The organism is Clostridium sp., from assembly GCF_026168755.1.
GTDB lineage: Bacteria > Bacillota > Clostridia > Clostridiales > Clostridiaceae > Clostridium.
The window spans coordinates 1-16,258 of record NZ_JAPFDR010000019.1 but is presented as its reverse complement, the minus strand read 5'-3'; the positions used below and the strand labels follow the sequence as shown (position 1 = coordinate 16,258).

The following is a 16,258-nucleotide window of genomic DNA, read 5'->3' as shown; positions in this document are numbered from 1 at the left end:
ATAAGAAACCTAAATTAATGTAAGTTTCTTATTTTATATAATATTTTAATTTATTATCTTTCTTTAATTACAGCTTTTCTAATTAATAAAAATGCTATTCCTGATAAAACTACTGTAATTACTAAAAATGTAGTTATACATGCAAAAACATTTAATGGATCAAATCCAAATATATAATCAAGAAACTCATTTAATTTCATTGCTAACCTAGGATTTCTTATTGGAAGAGTAGTATTAAATATTATAAGCATTACTGGCGTAACTGATACCAATACTTTTACATATTTATTAGATCTATAATAAATCATATTAATAACTATTCCAGCTACATAAGCTAAAAGACAAAATGAAAATTGAAATAAAAATGTATTTATTATAGTGGTAAAACTATTACTTTGTACCCAGCTATCATTAAAAACATTAGCCATATTTCCTAATAAACTTCCATAGGTCATATCATAAAGAGTTGGATTTTTAATAAAAATATTATTTATTCTATTAATTGTAATATCTAAAATTGATACTACTAACGCTATTGGTAAACTTGAAATTATTAGACCTTTTATAAATGTCTTTCTTGAAATACCATTACTTTTTGCAAAATAGAAATTTGATTTAAAAGAATTTAATCCAGAAATAAATAAAAATATTATAGTTACAAACTCTATTCCTGACATTGTGCCTTGTAGACCACTAGTATAATTTATTATACATAAAACTAAAAATATAAAAATAAACATTGAATAATATAAAATTGCTGATTTCATAATATTTTCAAAATTCATCTTTGCAATCTTTAGACTTTTCATCTTAAACCTCCTCCTTTTCAGTTAAATATATAAATAACTTTTGCAATTCAACTTTTGAAAACTTTAAATCTAAATCTTCTGCTAATTTTTTATCTTCTTTAGTTAAATTACCTATTATAGTGGCAGATTTAAATGATGTTATCTCCTCAATATTAACTATATTTTTTGCATTTATAAACTTATCTATATTTTCAGTTAATCCAGAAACAGTATATGCTTTATCCAATAATTCTTCAGCTTCATCACTACTAATAATCTTACTATTATTTAAAATAATTACCTTCTCTATTAAATTTGAAACCTCTTCAATAATATGAGTAGATAAAATTATAGTTTTAGGGTTTTCAATATAATTCTCCATTAACTCTTTATAAAATAACTCTCTATTATTTGCATCAAGCCCTAGTATAGGCTCATCAAATATCAAAACTTCAGCATTTGAAGCAAGTGTAGTTATTATTTTGCATATTGAAATGTATCCTGTAGAAAGATTTTTCATTTTAGTATTAATATTTAAACTAAATTTCTTTGATAACTCTAAGGCATAGTTGCTATCAAAATTACTGTAAAATTCTTTAGTCCATTTAAATACATCTTTTACTTTAAAATCTTCTGGATAAAGAGTTCTTTCAGTCATAAAATATATCTTTTCTAAAGCATTATCATTTTCATATACATTTTCTCCATTAATTGTGATTTCACCAGAATCTACTATTGCTCTATCAGTAATTAAATTTAATAAAGTTGTTTTTCCTGCCCCATTTCTTCCTAACAACCCATAAATTTTATTTTCTTCAAATATTATATTTATATCTTTTAAAACTTGTTTTTTATTATATGTTTTATTGACCCCTTTAACCTCTATTATAGCCATATACTTACCTCTCTTTACTAATCATTTTTATAATATCTTCAGTTGATATATTTAACTTTTTTGCCTCATCTAAAAGTGTAACTATATAATTATTGAAAAAGCTCTCTTTTCTTTTATTCATTAATATCTCTTTACTTCCCTTTGAAACAAACATCCCAACACCTCTTTTTTTATATATAATTCCTTCATCAACTAAAATATTAAATCCCTTTCCTACAGTTGCAGGATTAATTTTATACTTTACTGATATTTCTGTAGTTGATGGTATCATTTCATCCTCTTGAAAAATTCCCTTTATAATATTGTCCTCTATTGCCTGCGCTATTTGAATGTAAATAGGAATATCATTATTAAATTCTATAATCATATTATATTTTTAACCTCCCTTCTCTTACTTGGTTAATTGGTTAATTACTTATATAATTAACTATATGACTGTTAATCTTATTTGTCAATCTTTTCCTGTAATTTTGTTTAAATTTATAAAGGAAATCTTTATGTTTAAATTTCTTTTTGGCTTATTGTTATGCTTTTTATTGTATAATATAAATATTGTTATTTTAAAATTGAAAGGAGCATTATTAATGAAAGAATTAGAAACTAGAGTAATGGATATTGATGTTGATGATATTAGAAATAAAATGGAATCTTTAGGAGCAATTAAAGTTAAATCTGAAGATCAAGTTAATGAAATATATGATTTTGAAGATGGTAGGCTTCTAGCTGATAAGGGATATGCTAGAGTTAGAACTACTATTGATAGACTTACTGGAAAAGAAACTGTATTTATGACTACTAAAAAAATGTTAAGTCAAGGTACATTTAAAGTTATGGAGGAAAATGAAACTATTGTTGAAGATGGAGAAATGGCTAGAAGAATATTCAAATCTTTAGGACTTGTACTTCAAGAATCTATTTCTAAATATAGAGAAAGTTATAAACTTAATGATTCTTTAATTGAAATTGATATTAATGATAAGAGTTTCTGTCCTTTCCCTTATTTAGAAATCGAAACTACTTCTGAAGAAAAGCTTGAGGAAATTTTAAAATTAATTGGCTACACCTTAGCTGATACTACATCTAAAACTATATATGAAATTTTATCTGAAAGAGGAATTGAAGGTAAAATTAAAGGAAGATAACAAAAAACTGCCCACAACTGTGAGCAGTTTTTTTATTTTATAGTTCTAAATTCAAAACCTTGACTTTGTAAGTATTCTATTATTCTTGGAAGTGCCTTTACTGTTTCTTCCTTTCCATATGTATCATGCATTAATAAAACTACACTATCCGCATTAGGTCCTAGAACCTCTACACTTTCTTTTACACATTGCACTAATTCATCAGAATTTTTCTTTTTTCCTTCTGCATCCTTATTTAATGCATTCCAATCTACATTATAATAATCATTTTGCTCCATAGCTTCTTTCATAGGAGTACGTCCTTCCCATGACCAGTATCCACCTGGTAATCTAATAACTCTTGTAGAAAAATCTTGGCCTAATACTGCCTTCATTGAATTTTGACTTTTCTCAAGGTCTGATAAAATATTATCTACATTCATAACTCTATTAGGATATAAATATGAATAATCATGTCCATATGTATGATTTGCTATTGCATGTCCTCTATTAACAGTTTCCTTTAATATATCTTTTGCACCTTCACTCTTATCTATTGATGAACCTAATACAAAAAATGTTGCCTTAACATTATAATTATCTAATATATCTAATACTTGTGGAGTATTTGTTGTCGATGGTCCATCATCAAAAGTTAAATAAACAACCTTTTTACCATCTGTTCTCACCGGATATTGTTTAGTTCCATTTAAAAGTCCTTTAGTATTTTCAGCAACCATAGCTGCATCATCTGCATTAGGATCTTCTTCAAATGATAAATAACCACTATTATCTAACTTATTATTCTCCTCTTTATTGTTATCATTTGATTCATTTTCATTATCTTCAACTTGCTCCTTATTATTTTCTACATGATCTTTATTGTTAGATTCTGTATTATCACTTGTCCCAGTTTTATTCTCACCTGGGTTTGCAATTTGTACATTTTCTTGTTTATGTTTAGGAATAAATTTAATAACTACAAATATTCCTAATATCACTAAAACACTTGTTATCAAAATTGCTTGATTTCTTTGTCTTTTTTTCTTCCTGTTAACTCTACTCTTATTTTTACTCATCATTCTATGTTTTCCTCCACATTTTGTATTTTAAATTATTTTTTCAAGCTAATTTCTTACTTTAAACTTATTTTTCTCTATAATATTAATATACATTATACTCATTGGTAAATTCGTTACAAAAGTGTTACAAATTAATTTCACTCTAAAAACATAATAGGGATAAGTTAAAACTCATTCCATTAATCTTAATTTTTTTACTACTTAATAGTTCTAAATTCAAAGCCTTTCCCTTGTAAATACTCTATTATTTGCGGAAGTGCCTTTACTGTCTCTTCTTTTCCATATGTATCATGCATTAAAAGAACAACACTATCTGCATTAGGTCCTAATACTTCTATTGTATCCTTAGTGCTTTGTAATAATTCATCTGCATTCTTTGCCTTTCCTTCAGCATCTTTATTTAATGCATTCCAATCTACATTATAGTATCCATTCTGCTCCATAGCTTCCTTCATTGCCGTACGATCTTCCCATGACCAGTATCCTCCTGGAAATTTAACATTATATCTATCTAATACATCTAGTATTCCTGGAGTATTGGTCGTTGATGGTCCATCATCAAAAGTTAAATAAACAACTTTTTTACCATCATTTCTTACTGGATATTGTTTAGTTCCATTTAAAAGTCCTTTAGTATTTTCAGCAACCATAGCTGCATCATCCGCATTAGAATCTTCTTCAAGTAATAAATAACCACTATTATCTAATATGTTACTTTCTACTTCTTCAGAATTATCTGTTAACTCTTTATCCTCAGAGTCTATTTTCTCATTAGGTTTTGTAGTAATTTGTACATTTTCTTTATTTTGTTTTAGAATAACCTTAATTCCTATCCCTACTACACTAATTATTAAAATACATATCACTAAGATAATAGCATTTTTTTTATTTTTTTTCATTCTGTATTTACTTCTATTGAAGTCTCTTCCTATCATCTTTGCTCATCCCCCTATTTTTTTAAATTGCACTATTATAATATCATATATAAAAATATTCTTCCAAAATTCTTTTACTAAATCTAAATACTATTTCTACTTTAACTCTTTATTAAAGCAAAATAAAAAGGACAAGTTTTTTCCTGTCCTCTTAATTATATATTCAATACTTAATAAAAAACTATTTATTCAAATATTCTTTATAAATATACTTTCTTATTTCTTTTTCAACGCTATCACACTTATTAATTCTTTGAATAAAATATAATATTATAGTGTTATTTTTCGGATCGATTATAGACTCTGTTCCGGCCCATCCTCCCCATCCAAATTCACCTACATCGCATGGAGTATTAGCTATTTTTTTATCTTCTAAAACTCTAACCAAAGTTCCATATCCATATCCTTTTAAATCTTCCCAGTCATAAGTTTTTAATTGTTTTTCACTTAAATGATTAGTTCTCATAAAGTCTATAGATTCCTTTTTTAAAATTTGCTTATCATTATAAACTCCATCATTAATTATCATACTATCAAAATGTGAATAATCTTCATATGTTGATACTAGCCCTGCTCCACCAGACTGAAAGCCCGGTAATTTATTCTGTCTCATTATTGCTAAATTATATCCTTCATATGGTCTTAATTTAGGTTCTTCTTCAAAATATTCATATACTTTCGCAAATCTATTCCACTTTTCTTCCGGAACATAAAAATCTGTATCAACCATCTCTAATGGTATAAAAAATTCATCTCTTAAAAAATCTCTATATGACTTTCCTGATACAACTTCAATTACAGCTCCAAGAATATCAGCTGAAAATCCATAAGCCCATTTTTCACCTGGTTGAAATTCTAAAGGAATTTGTCCTAATTTATTTGCAAATTCTACTGTAGTTAGTGGAGTTCTCATTAACTCTTTTTCAATAACTTCATTAACTATAGCATTAACTTTCTGTCCAACTTCACTATCACTTGGATATGCAACACCTGAAGTCATAGTTAATAAATCCTTTATTACTACCTCTCTATTAATGTCTTCAATCTCTCCATTGCATAATACCTTTTGATTTTTAAATCCATTTAAAAATTTAGACACAGGAGTATCTAATGATAATAACTCACGTTCAATTAAAAGCATTGTAGCTGCAGCTGTGATTGGTTTACTCATTGAATATATACTAAAAATAGTATCTCTTTTCATTTCTATTTTTTCTTCTAAATTAGAATAGCCAAATTGTTTAGAAAAAATCTCCTTTCCATCTTTAATTACATAAATACTTGCTCCAGCTAAATTCCCCTTTTCTAATTCATATTCTACTATTTTCTCAATTTTTTCACTCATCTATAATCACCCTTTTTTTAGTATAGCTAATTATCTGATAAAGGTATACCATCTGCATCTTTAGTTATTGTGGTACCACACAATATAAGTATCCCTTCAATAAATCCCCAAAGACTACCTGCACCACAAGTTAAAATAGTAACTACAATTTGTAAAATCCCTATTCCCACATAACCTAAATAAAATCTATGAATGCCAAGTCCACCTACTAAAATTCCTAATATTCCTGCTGCAACCTTAGATTTTGGCTTTCTTTCTACATAATTTGAATTATAATTTTGATTATTGTAGTTATTAGAATAACCTTGATTGTTATTTGTATAGTAATTTTGATTATTATAACTCTCTCTATTTAAATTTTCCTTATAATCTTCTATAATATTTCCACAATTACTACAAGTAGAACTATTTAATTTTACTCCACACTTATCACAATACCCTTGTCCTTCTCCTGACTTAAAGCCACAATTAAAACAAAAATTAACACCTTCATTTAATTTTTCTCCACAATTTTTACAATACATATTAATTCCCCCTTAAACTAGTATGTAAATATTATACAGTACAAATTCAAATATAATAACTATCTTATTAATTAATATATTACAACTTTTCTCTTCTTAAAGAAGATTTAATAAATAACTCTTGTAGAGTTTCTTTATCTTCATTTTTCACAGAATCTTTAATTTTATCCAATTCTTTTTCAAATTTATAAATGGCTTTTAGTAAATTTTCTTTATTTCCTAAAAATAATTGACTCCATAAAGATTCATTAATATTTGCAATTCTAGTTAAGTCTCTATAACTATCCCCTATGAATTCACCTGTATTTCGTCCCTCAATATCGCTATTTATAAGAGCTACAGCCAAAGCATGGGGTAATTGACTAGTAAATGCTATCATTTCATCATGGTATTTAGGACATATTCTTTTGACATTCTTAAATCCCATTTTATATGCCAAATTTTCAATTATATCTAAATTTTTACCTTTATTTTTATCAGTTACTGTAATTAAAAAATTTGCACCTTTAAAAACTTGATTTGTAGCATAATCTATCCCCTTTTTCTCTCTTCCAGCCATTGGATGAGCAAAAACAAAATCAATATTTTCTGGTAATATATTTGTTATTTCATTAATAAACAACTCTTTAATCCCTGTAACATCTGTAATTATAGCTCCATCTTTAAAATTATCTTTATTATTAATTATAAAATTTTTAACTAAATTAGGATAAACAGCTAACACAATTAAATCGGCACTTTTTATTATTTCCCTCTCATCTTCATAGTCCTCTTTAATAATTCCTAAAGCTTTTGCCTTCCTTAATGTATCTATATCTTTATCTATTCCGTAAACTTCCTCATATCCTGCTTCCTTAAGTGCCATTGCATATCCACCACCAATAACACCAAGACCTACAATAACTATTTTCATAATACCCCCTATTATTTTAGTGGCAAGTTTCAAGTTAAGGTTGAAACTTCCTAAGGTAGTTTCTAAAATATATTTTTCCTTAAACTTTTCACTTGCCACTTATCACTTTATAAAGTCTTTCCTTCCATCTCGGCTAAAACTTTTACTTTTTTCATTATCTTATCAAATAATTCAGGCTTTACTGATTGTTGCCCATCACTTAATGCATGTTGTGGGTCATTATGAACCTCTATCATAAGTCCATCTGCACCTGCTGCTATTGCTGCTTTTGCTAATGGTTCTACTAAGTACCAATATCCTGAAGCATGACTTGGATCAACTATCACTGGTAAATGAGATAACTTTTTAATTACTGGTATTGCACTTAAATCTAAAGTATTTCTAGTGTATCCTTCATAAGTTCTAATTCCTCTCTCACAAAGAATTACATTTTCATTCCCACCAGCCATTATATATTCAGCACTCATAAGCCACTCTTCTATAGTTGAAGATAACCCTCTCTTTAATAAAATCGGCTTGTTAGTTTTACCAAGTTGCTTTAATAAATCAAAGTTCTGCATATTTCTTGCTCCAACTTGAATTACATCAACATCTCTTACAAATTCATCTATATAATCAGTAGACATTATTTCTGTTACTATTGAAAGTCCTGTCTCTTCTTTAGCACGCTTCAATAATCTTAACCCTTCAAGTTCTAATCCTTGGAAACTGTAAGGTGAAGTTCTCGGTTTAAAAGCTCCCCCTCTTAAGAAGTTAGCTCCTGATTCTTTAACAGCCTTAGCTATTCCTATTATCTGTTCTTCACTTTCAACAGAACATGGTCCAGCCATAATTCCAAGATTATTTCCACCAACTAATGTTCCATTTACATTAATAATTGTATCTTCTGGCTTAAATAATCTATTTGCCTTTTTAAAAGGTTCTTCAACCTTTAATACTTTATCAACACCATCAAAAGTTAATAAACTGTCTGAGTCTATCCTTCTAGTGTCCCCAACAATCCCTACTATACAGAAAGTTTCACCTTGAGAAAGATGAACTCCTAACCCTTGTCTAGTTAATTCATCTTTTACATTAGTAATTTCTCTTTCACTACATTTTGAATTCATTACAATAATCATTTCTACCATACCTCCATACTACCTAACTGATAATCTAAATTTTAATTTGCTTATTAGAAGTTACTCCTACAAACAAACGTGAGTAGTAAGTTTCATTTTAATTTTCAATTTATATAAGACTTGCAATACTATTTACAACATCCTCTAAGCTTCCTATATTTTCAACTCTGTAATCGCAATAATTTTTATAAAGCTCATATCTTTCATCGTATAACTTATATAATACTTCTTTACCATTTGCTAGTAAAGGTCTCTTTTCAACTTCTATATCACCTAAAATATTTTCTACTGGTCTATCAATAAAAACTACTATAGAATTTTTCTTTAAATATTCTATATTTATTCCCTTTTTAACAACTCCTCCACCAGAAGAAATAATTGTTTTTTCTTTTTCACCAAGTTCTCTACAAGTTTCAGTTTCTATATTTCTGAAATAATCTTCACCATTTTTAAATAATTCAATAATAGTCTTTCCTTGATTTTCTTCAATATAATAATCCATATCTATAAACTTATAATTTAATTTATCTGAAAGTAAATTTCCTACTGTAGTCTTTCCACATCCAGGTAACCCTATTAGTGTAATACTCTTCTCCATATCCTTCATACTCTCTCTCCTACTTAAAATCTTTTGCCACCTCAGTGTATATATAATTTATTAATTCTTCACTTATTTGCCCATCATTAAAGATAGCTTGACTTTTAACTGCTTGACCAACCAACATATGCAATCCACCTATAGCAACTTTTCCTTCTTCTGTTGCTATTTTAAGAAATTTAGTTTTCGTAGGATTGTATACTAAATCTACAGCCACATCAAAATTTTTCATTATATTATTATCAACTGCAGATTTATCACTATTAGGATACATTCCAACAGGAGTTGTATTAATTATTAGATATCCACTTATATTATCTAATTCATAATAGTTAATTATTGATATCCTTTTATTTATATTATTTAAATTAACACTTTCTGGTCTCCTACTTACTATATATATTTTTTCTATTTCATTATCTAATAAATAAGTAATTACAGCCTTACAAGCTCCTCCTGAACCTAATATAACTGCAGTTTTATTTTTTATATTTATATTTTTACTTTTAATCATAACTTCAATTCCAAAATAGTCAGTATTATATCCATAAAGCTTATTATCCTTTAGCATTACTGTATTAACAGCACCAATTCTATTTGCTTCCGCTGAAATACAATCTAAATATTTCATTATACTTTCCTTATATGGAATTGTAACATTAAACCCTTTTATCTTAAGCAATTTAACTGCTTCAACAAAACTATCTAATTTATCTTTAGGAACCTCAAATAATTTATAAGCACCTTCTGTATTACTTTTCTCTAATATTATCTTATTGATTTTTGGGGATAAGCTATGACTTAACTTTTCACCTAATAATCCATAGAACTCCATTTAAACACCTAACCTTTTAGTAACTAAGAAATTAATATTATAAACATCCCTTATATAATTTAAAATATTAATATTTATTTCCTCTAAAATTAAGAACTTTCTTAACTTCTTAACTCATTAACTCCTTCATAGCATCCAAGCAATTTGAAATATTCACTTTTTTCTTCAATTAACTTAATTGCTTTTTTAACATCTTCATTTTCTATATTACCTTCAAAGTCTACATATAAAAGATATTGCCAAGGTTCATTTTTGCTTGGTCTAGATTCTATCTTTAGCATATTAATATTATTTTCTGCAAAGTGTCTTAAAAGTTTATATAAAGTACCAGCCTTATCATCTAATGAAAATACAACAGTAATCTTATTACATTCCTTAGCTGATTCAAGTTTTCTTCCTACTATAACAAACTTTGTATGATTATTATTCTTATCATTTATTTCTTTTTGAATTACATCTAATCCATAAATTTTTGCTGCCCTTAAACTTGCAATAGCAGCCTTTGATTTATCATTAAGCTCTGAAACATATTTAGCACTTATGGCTGTATTATGGAATGGTATAAGCTTTAAATTATTTTGTTTGCTTAAAAACTCACTACTTTGTTCAAATCCCTGAGGATGTGAATATATTTCTTTTATATCCTCAAGCTTACTTCCTTTTACTCCTATTAAGTTTTGATCTATCTTTATACACTCTTCCCCAACTATATAAAGTCCATACTCAACTAATAAGTCATAAACAGTAGTTATTGCTCCTGTACTTGAATTCTCTATAGGTAATATTCCATAATCTATTTCATTATTTTTTAAAGCTACAAATACATCTTCAAATTCTTCATAATCAGTAGTTGTATGATTTTCACCAAAGTATTTAATCATAGCCTCTTCACTAAAAGAGCCCTTTACACCTTGATATCCAATTTTAATATTGTTTAAATCTCTTTTATTTTCGTTAGCTGATATATTTTCTTCTATTGATCCTATCATCTTATCTTTATTATTCTCATCAATAATATTTGCTTGAAGGCTCCTACTTAATTCCATTAAATGAGTGAAAAATTTTTCTGTAAGCTTCGAATAATCCTTATTATTAAGTCTATTAATATTCTTTTCAATAACTTCAGCTTCCCTCGCTCCATTAAAAATTGGAATATTATTTTCTATCTTATACTTCGCTACATTTATCGCAACATTCATTCTCTTTTCAAATAATTCAACTAACTCTTTATCTATTTTATCAATTTCATTTCTACATTCTGAAAGATTCATGTTTTACCTCCTTCTTCACCTCCTAGTATAATCCAATATTTGTATGCTCCCCGGAGGTAACTCCAATATTTGGATTATGCTACATCAATTCTAATATTCCAATGGCAGTTACTGCTTCTATAACTGGAAGTGCTCTTTGTACAATACATGGATCATGTCTTCCTTCTATGCTTAACTTAGTTTCCTCCATTGTAGCTATATTAACAGTACTTTGTTCTTTAAATATTGATGCTGTTGGTTTTATTGCAACCTTGAATACTATTGGCATTCCATTAGTTATTCCACCTAAAATTCCACCATTATTATTAGTTTTTGTTTTTATAGTTTTATCATCTAAGTAATATTCATCATTAGCTTCTGACCCTCTCATTTTAGAGATATCAAATCCTTTTCCAAATTCAATACCTTTAATTGCTGGTACTGAAAACATTAAATGAGCTAATGTTGATTCTACTGAATCAAAGAATGGATTACCTATTCCAGGCTTTATACCTAAAACAGCACACTCTATAGTTCCACCTATAGAATCCATATCTTTTCTTGCATTCATAACTTCTTGTCTCATAGCTTCTTCTAATTTTGAATTAATTAAAGGTAATTCATTTCCATTGAATGATGATATTAATTCTTCATTTATATCTACATCTAAAAAGCTTTTATCTTTAATACTTCCTATAGAATTAACATGCGCTGCAATCAATATTCCTTTAGTTTCTAATATTTGCTTACAAATAGCTCCTGCAAATACAAGTGGCGCAGTTATTCTTCCTGAGAAATGCCCTCCACCTCTATAGTCATTAAAACCATCATATCTCATAACACCAGTATAATCTGCATGTCCTGGTCTCATTACGTCTTTAAGCTTTGAATAATCCTTAGATTTAGTATTAGAATTTCTTATTATTGCACAAAGTGGAGTTCCTGTAGTTTTACCTTCAAAATATCCACTTAATATTTCTGGTATATCTCCTTCTTTTCTTGGAGTTGATAACGGACTTTTTCCTGGTGCTCTTCTTGCCATTTCTACCATTACCTTATCCATATCAATATGAAAACCTGAAGGTAAACCATCGATATTTATTCCTATAGCATTTCCATGAGATTCTCCAAAAATAGATATTTTTATATTATTTCCCCACATTCCACTCATGAATATTTCCTCCTAAAGCTTTAAAATCTTCAAAGAAGTTTGGATAAGATTTAGCTATACATTCATAATCCTTTATCACTATTGGTTCTTCACATCTTGTAGAAGATATTGCTAAAGTCATAGCTATTCTATGATCTTTATGACTCCATACTTCCACTCCTCCTTGTAGCTTTTCTACTCCTGTAACTACTAATCCATCTTCTTTTTCTATTATCTTAGCCCCCAATTTATTTAGCTCAGATGTTACTGCTGCAAGCCTATCACATTCCTTAATTCTAAGTCTTCCTGCATTTACCATTTCTGTTGTACCTTTTGTTAATGCAGCCACTGAAGTAAGGACTGGTATAATATCTGGACATTGACTTCCATCAATTACTGTACTAGTTAATTCACCATTAGTAGTCCCCTTTACCCCTATATCATTTGCATTAAATATGACATTCATTCTTTCTAATATATCTATTACCTCTTTATCACCTTGAAGAGAATTTAAATCTAAATCCTTACATAATACATCATTACCTAAGCTATCTGCACAAAGGAAAAATGCAGCTTGAGAATAATCCCCTTCAACTCTGTAATTTCTTGCTTTATATTTTTGATTTCCTTTAATAATGAACTCTCTATAATTGTTATTAATTATTTCTACTCCAAAATCACTCATTGCTCTTAATGTTAAATCAATATATCCCTTTGATTCCATTTCAGTAGTAATTATAATTTTAGAATCTTCCTTTAATAATGGTAACGTAAATAATAATCCAGTTATAAATTGGGAACTTACATTACCCTCTACTTCAAAAGTTCCAGGATTTAATTCCCCATTTATAACTAAGTTAAGATTACCTTCTTCGTAAGAATATTCAATTCCCTGTCTTTCAAATATATTATAATAAGTAGTTAATGGTCTTTTTCCTAAATTACCTCTACCTATAAACTTGCTGCTACCTTTAAATAATAGTGAAATAGGAACTAAAAATCTTAAAGTGGAACCTGATTCATTACAATCAATAATTCTAGTTTCTTGTGGCTTTTCATCACTTCCATATGCTCCTATTACTTCAATATAATCTTTGTGTTTAACTATTTTAGCTCCTAAAGAATTCATTGCATCAATAGTTGCTATAATGTCATCTGAATAATCTATATTTTCTATAATGCATAATCCATCACTTAAAGCAGCACAAATAATTGCTCTATGTGCCATACTTTTTGAAGGAGGTATTTTTACCTCTCCCTTAAGCTTTGATGGATATATCTTCAAATCTGCCATACAATCTCCTCTTTTATATCTTAAAAAATTCTGCTGTAGTTTTATATATTTCTGAACTTCCTATTTCCTTTAAAATAATTACATTTAAATCATTTCCTAACTTCTTCTTATCTAAATTAATTGCTTCTAAAGTTTCTTCAATATTAACATTCAATTCATATGGAAGATTATATTTAACTAAAATATCCTTAATTCTTTGAGAAGTTCCCTTTTTAGTTAATCCTTTTTCTTCACTAATTTTGCTTATTACATACATTCCAATGGCAACACCTTCACCATGACTGTACTTAGTATAATTATAATATTGTTCTATGGCATGACCTAAAGTATGACCAAAATTTAAAAGCATTCTTTCACCTTTATCTTTTTCATCATTCTCCACAACTTGCCTCTTAATATCACAACATTTGTGGATAACTACTTCCATATTATTAATCAATTGTTGATTATTTTCCATTTTTTCAAGATAACCAAAGAATTGTTTATCCTTAATACATCCATATTTAATAACTTCCGCCATTCCATCTATAAAAAATCTATTATCTAATGTATTTAATACTTCTGGATCTATTAATACACATTTTGGGTGATAAAAACTTCCTACCAAGTTTTTTCCTCTATCTAAATCTACTGCTACTTTCCCTCCAACACTACTATCAACTTGTGCTAAAAGTGATGTTGGTATCTGCACAAAGTCAACTCCTCTTAAATATGTAGAAGCTACGAAGCCTGCTAGGTCTCCTATAACTCCTCCCCCTAATGCAATTATCAAATCACTTCTAGTTAAATTAAAATCTAGAAGTTCATTATACACAATAGGTAATGTATTAAAGTTTTTAGTTTCCTCACCTGGTTTTAATGATAATAACTTAACTTCAAAATCGTTATTTTTTAATTCTTCACTAATTTTTCCTCCATAATACTTATTTACATTATCATCTGTAATAATAAATATTTTCTTCCCCTTGTATACCTTTATAATCTCTTCTGAAACTCTATTAATAAGTCCCTTCTCAATTATAATTGGATAACTTCTATCTTTTAAATCAACCTTTAGTTCCATACTACTATCCTTCCTTATATCTTAATTAGCAATTAGTAAATTAGGATGAAGCTCAAAACTATTCATCGACTACTAACTCCTAACTGATTTATATTTCACGTCCTACTGCTGCTGCAATAAGTTTTAAATCTTCCATTAATTTTGCAAATACATCTGGCTTTAATGATTGTTGTCCATCACATAATGCTTTTTGTGGATCATTATGAACTTCAATTATAAGACCATCAGCCCCTACAGCTATTGCCGCCTTTGATAATGGTTCTACCATCCACCACTTTCCTGCAGAGTGACTTGGATCAATTACTACTGGTAAGTGACTTAGCTTTTTAATTGCTGGTACAGCACTTAAATCTAAGGTATTTCTAGTATAAGTTTCAAAAGTTCTTATTCCCCTTTCACAAAGAATAACTTGCTCATTACCACCAGCCATAATGTATTCTGCACTCATTAATAACTCTTCTATTGTTGCTGATAAGCCTCTCTTTAAAAGTATTGGTTTATTAATTTTACCTAACTCTTTTAACAAATCAAAGTTTTGCATATTTCTTGCCCCTACTTGAATTATATCAGCTTTTTCAACAAATGTTTCTATATCATATGGTGACATAAGTTCCGTAACTATTGGTAATCCTGTTTTAGCTTTTGCTTCATTTAATAATTCTAAACCTTCATATTTTAAGCCTTGGAAACTATATGGAGAAGTTCTTGGTTTAAATGCCCCACCTCTTAAGAAACTAGCTCCATACTTTTTAACTTCATCTGCAACTAAGGATATTTGTTCTTTATTTTCAACTGAACAAGGTCCAGCTATTACTGCAATTTTATTTCCTCCAATAGTATGTCCATTAACATCAATTACTGTATTTTCTGGATGGAATAATCTATTTGCTTTCTTAAAAGGTTCTTGAACATGCATTACCCTTTCAACATTAGGATTCGCTTCAATAGATGAATGATCTATTCTTGTTGTATCTCCAACTAATCCTAATATACTCATTTCTGTACCGATAACTGGATTTACCGTTACCCCTAAAGATTCTAATTCTCCTGTTAATTTTTTAATTGCTTCATCACTTGTTTTTGGTTTTAATATTACTACCATTTTAAATGCCCCCTTAAACCTTAATTTAATAAATTATAGTAAGAATGAAGTATTTATTATAAATTTTTATTCTTAAAACTTATAATTACAAAATTATAAACAATAAAAAAAGTGGCTTTCGCCACGCTCCCTTCGGGAATTAATTTTTGAATATTCTGATAAGCATAGGTTCATATAGTCCTATGCTTATTTACTATTTGTATTTTTTTCCATATACACCTGTATAATTTTTAGGTCTCATT

The 16,258-nt window shown here is 28.1% G+C and carries 17 protein-coding genes; 1 reads left to right on the top strand and 16 read right to left on the bottom strand.

What is annotated here, in order from left to right; translation table 11 throughout:
- Positions 1-53 precede the first annotated feature (53 nt).
- From Q0Y03_RS08645 to Q0Y03_RS08635, 3 genes are read right to left on the bottom strand one after another with little or no spacing between them, the layout of a single operon-like run.
- Complete coding sequence (locus Q0Y03_RS08645) at positions 54-809, bottom strand: hypothetical protein (protein ID WP_297713429.1); 756 nt, start codon at positions 807-809, stop codon at positions 54-56.
- A 1-nt stretch (position 810) separates the two neighbouring features.
- Positions 811-1,683, bottom strand: coding sequence for an ABC transporter ATP-binding protein (locus Q0Y03_RS08640; protein ID WP_297713428.1), 873 nt, complete (start codon positions 1,681-1,683; stop codon positions 811-813).
- A 4-nt stretch (positions 1,684-1,687) separates the two neighbouring features.
- Positions 1,688-2,050, bottom strand: a complete 363-nt coding sequence (locus Q0Y03_RS08635; protein WP_297713427.1) for a GntR family transcriptional regulator — start codon at positions 2,048-2,050, stop codon at positions 1,688-1,690.
- A gap of 217 nt (positions 2,051-2,267) precedes the next feature.
- On the opposite strand from Q0Y03_RS08635, the gene Q0Y03_RS08630 reads away from it, so the two are divergent.
- Positions 2,268-2,825: a CYTH domain-containing protein gene (locus Q0Y03_RS08630; RefSeq protein ID WP_297713426.1), complete on the top strand. Its 558-nt coding sequence runs from the start codon at positions 2,268-2,270 to the stop codon at positions 2,823-2,825.
- Between the two features lie 32 nt (positions 2,826-2,857).
- Here Q0Y03_RS08630 and Q0Y03_RS08625 read toward each other — a convergent pair whose 3' ends face one another.
- The 13 genes from Q0Y03_RS08625 to aroF (Q0Y03_RS08565) all read right to left on the bottom strand — a co-directional run bounded on the left by Q0Y03_RS08625 (position 2,858) and on the right by aroF (Q0Y03_RS08565) (position 16,016).
- The gene (locus Q0Y03_RS08625; RefSeq protein WP_297713425.1) at positions 2,858-3,886 is read right to left on the bottom strand and encodes a polysaccharide deacetylase family protein; all 1,029 of its coding nucleotides are present in this window, start codon (positions 3,884-3,886) and stop codon (positions 2,858-2,860) included.
- A 197-nt stretch (positions 3,887-4,083) separates the two neighbouring features.
- Entirely contained in the window at positions 4,084-4,821 is a 738-nt protein-coding gene (locus tag Q0Y03_RS08620; RefSeq protein WP_297713424.1) for a polysaccharide deacetylase family protein, read from the bottom strand.
- 181 nt (positions 4,822-5,002) lie between these two features.
- Positions 5,003-6,166: a serine hydrolase domain-containing protein gene (locus Q0Y03_RS08615; RefSeq protein WP_297713423.1), complete on the bottom strand. Its 1,164-nt coding sequence runs from the start codon at positions 6,164-6,166 to the stop codon at positions 5,003-5,005.
- A 26-nt stretch (positions 6,167-6,192) separates the two neighbouring features.
- Complete coding sequence (locus tag Q0Y03_RS08610) at positions 6,193-6,690, bottom strand: TM2 domain-containing protein (protein ID WP_297713422.1); 498 nt, start codon at positions 6,688-6,690, stop codon at positions 6,193-6,195.
- Positions 6,691-6,769: 79 nt separating this feature from the next.
- Positions 6,770-7,603, bottom strand: a complete 834-nt coding sequence (locus Q0Y03_RS08605) for a prephenate dehydrogenase (protein WP_297713421.1) — start codon at positions 7,601-7,603, stop codon at positions 6,770-6,772.
- Between the two features lie 107 nt (positions 7,604-7,710).
- Positions 7,711-8,724 (bottom strand): 3-deoxy-7-phosphoheptulonate synthase, encoded by a 1,014-nt coding sequence (aroF, locus tag Q0Y03_RS08600; protein WP_297713420.1) that lies wholly within the window; start codon positions 8,722-8,724, stop codon positions 7,711-7,713.
- A 109-nt stretch (positions 8,725-8,833) separates the two neighbouring features.
- On the bottom strand, positions 8,834-9,322 hold the full coding sequence (locus Q0Y03_RS08595) for a shikimate kinase (RefSeq protein ID WP_297713462.1): 489 nt from the start codon (positions 9,320-9,322) through the stop codon (positions 8,834-8,836).
- A gap of 19 nt (positions 9,323-9,341) precedes the next feature.
- Entirely contained in the window at positions 9,342-10,157 is an 816-nt protein-coding gene (gene aroE, locus Q0Y03_RS08590) for a shikimate dehydrogenase (protein ID WP_297713419.1), read from the bottom strand.
- A gap of 101 nt (positions 10,158-10,258) precedes the next feature.
- On the bottom strand, positions 10,259-11,428 hold the full coding sequence (pheA, locus tag Q0Y03_RS08585) for a prephenate dehydratase (RefSeq protein ID WP_297713418.1): 1,170 nt from the start codon (positions 11,426-11,428) through the stop codon (positions 10,259-10,261).
- 79 nt (positions 11,429-11,507) lie between these two features.
- The gene (gene aroC / locus Q0Y03_RS08580; protein ID WP_297713417.1) at positions 11,508-12,578 is read right to left on the bottom strand and encodes a chorismate synthase; all 1,071 of its coding nucleotides are present in this window, start codon (positions 12,576-12,578) and stop codon (positions 11,508-11,510) included.
- Positions 12,556-13,851 (bottom strand): 3-phosphoshikimate 1-carboxyvinyltransferase, encoded by a 1,296-nt coding sequence (gene aroA, locus Q0Y03_RS08575; protein ID WP_297713416.1) that lies wholly within the window; start codon positions 13,849-13,851, stop codon positions 12,556-12,558. The genes aroC and aroA overlap by 23 nt, the downstream gene beginning before the upstream one ends.
- Positions 13,852-13,864: 13 nt before the next feature.
- Positions 13,865-14,914, bottom strand: coding sequence for a 3-dehydroquinate synthase (gene aroB, locus Q0Y03_RS08570; protein WP_297713414.1), 1,050 nt, complete (start codon positions 14,912-14,914; stop codon positions 13,865-13,867).
- A gap of 88 nt (positions 14,915-15,002) precedes the next feature.
- Positions 15,003-16,016, bottom strand: coding sequence for a 3-deoxy-7-phosphoheptulonate synthase (gene aroF, locus Q0Y03_RS08565; protein ID WP_297713413.1), 1,014 nt, complete (start codon positions 16,014-16,016; stop codon positions 15,003-15,005).
- Positions 16,017-16,258: the final 242 nt, after the last annotated feature.

Bases quoted from the DNA above. Each gene is read 5' to 3' on its own strand.
- Q0Y03_RS08645 (WP_297713429.1), bottom strand. From the start codon at position 809: ATGAAAAGTCTAAAGATTGCAAAGATGAATTTTGAAAATATTATGAAA.
- Q0Y03_RS08640 (WP_297713428.1), bottom strand. From the start codon at position 1,683: ATGGCTATAATAGAGGTTAAAGGGGTCAATAAAACATATAATAAAAAA.
- Q0Y03_RS08635 (WP_297713427.1), bottom strand. From the start codon at position 2,050: ATGATTATAGAATTTAATAATGATATTCCTATTTACATTCAAATAGCG.
- Q0Y03_RS08630 (WP_297713426.1), top strand. From the start codon at position 2,268: ATGAAAGAATTAGAAACTAGAGTAATGGATATTGATGTTGATGATATT.
- Q0Y03_RS08625 (WP_297713425.1), bottom strand. From the start codon at position 3,886: ATGATGAGTAAAAATAAGAGTAGAGTTAACAGGAAGAAAAAAAGACAA.
- Q0Y03_RS08620 (WP_297713424.1), bottom strand. From the start codon at position 4,821: ATGATAGGAAGAGACTTCAATAGAAGTAAATACAGAATGAAAAAAAAT.
- Q0Y03_RS08615 (WP_297713423.1), bottom strand. From the start codon at position 6,166: ATGAGTGAAAAAATTGAGAAAATAGTAGAATATGAATTAGAAAAGGGG.
- Q0Y03_RS08610 (WP_297713422.1), bottom strand. From the start codon at position 6,690: ATGTATTGTAAAAATTGTGGAGAAAAATTAAATGAAGGTGTTAATTTT.
- Q0Y03_RS08605 (WP_297713421.1), bottom strand. From the start codon at position 7,603: ATGAAAATAGTTATTGTAGGTCTTGGTGTTATTGGTGGTGGATATGCA.
- aroF (WP_297713420.1), bottom strand. From the start codon at position 8,724: ATGATTATTGTAATGAATTCAAAATGTAGTGAAAGAGAAATTACTAAT.
- Q0Y03_RS08595 (WP_297713462.1), bottom strand. From the start codon at position 9,322: ATGGAGAAGAGTATTACACTAATAGGGTTACCTGGATGTGGAAAGACT.
- aroE (WP_297713419.1), bottom strand. From the start codon at position 10,157: ATGGAGTTCTATGGATTATTAGGTGAAAAGTTAAGTCATAGCTTATCC.
- pheA (WP_297713418.1), bottom strand. From the start codon at position 11,428: ATGAATCTTTCAGAATGTAGAAATGAAATTGATAAAATAGATAAAGAG.
- aroC (WP_297713417.1), bottom strand. From the start codon at position 12,578: ATGAGTGGAATGTGGGGAAATAATATAAAAATATCTATTTTTGGAGAA.
- aroA (WP_297713416.1), bottom strand. From the start codon at position 13,851: ATGGCAGATTTGAAGATATATCCATCAAAGCTTAAGGGAGAGGTAAAA.
- aroB (WP_297713414.1), bottom strand. From the start codon at position 14,914: ATGGAACTAAAGGTTGATTTAAAAGATAGAAGTTATCCAATTATAATT.
- aroF (WP_297713413.1), bottom strand. From the start codon at position 16,016: ATGGTAGTAATATTAAAACCAAAAACAAGTGATGAAGCAATTAAAAAA.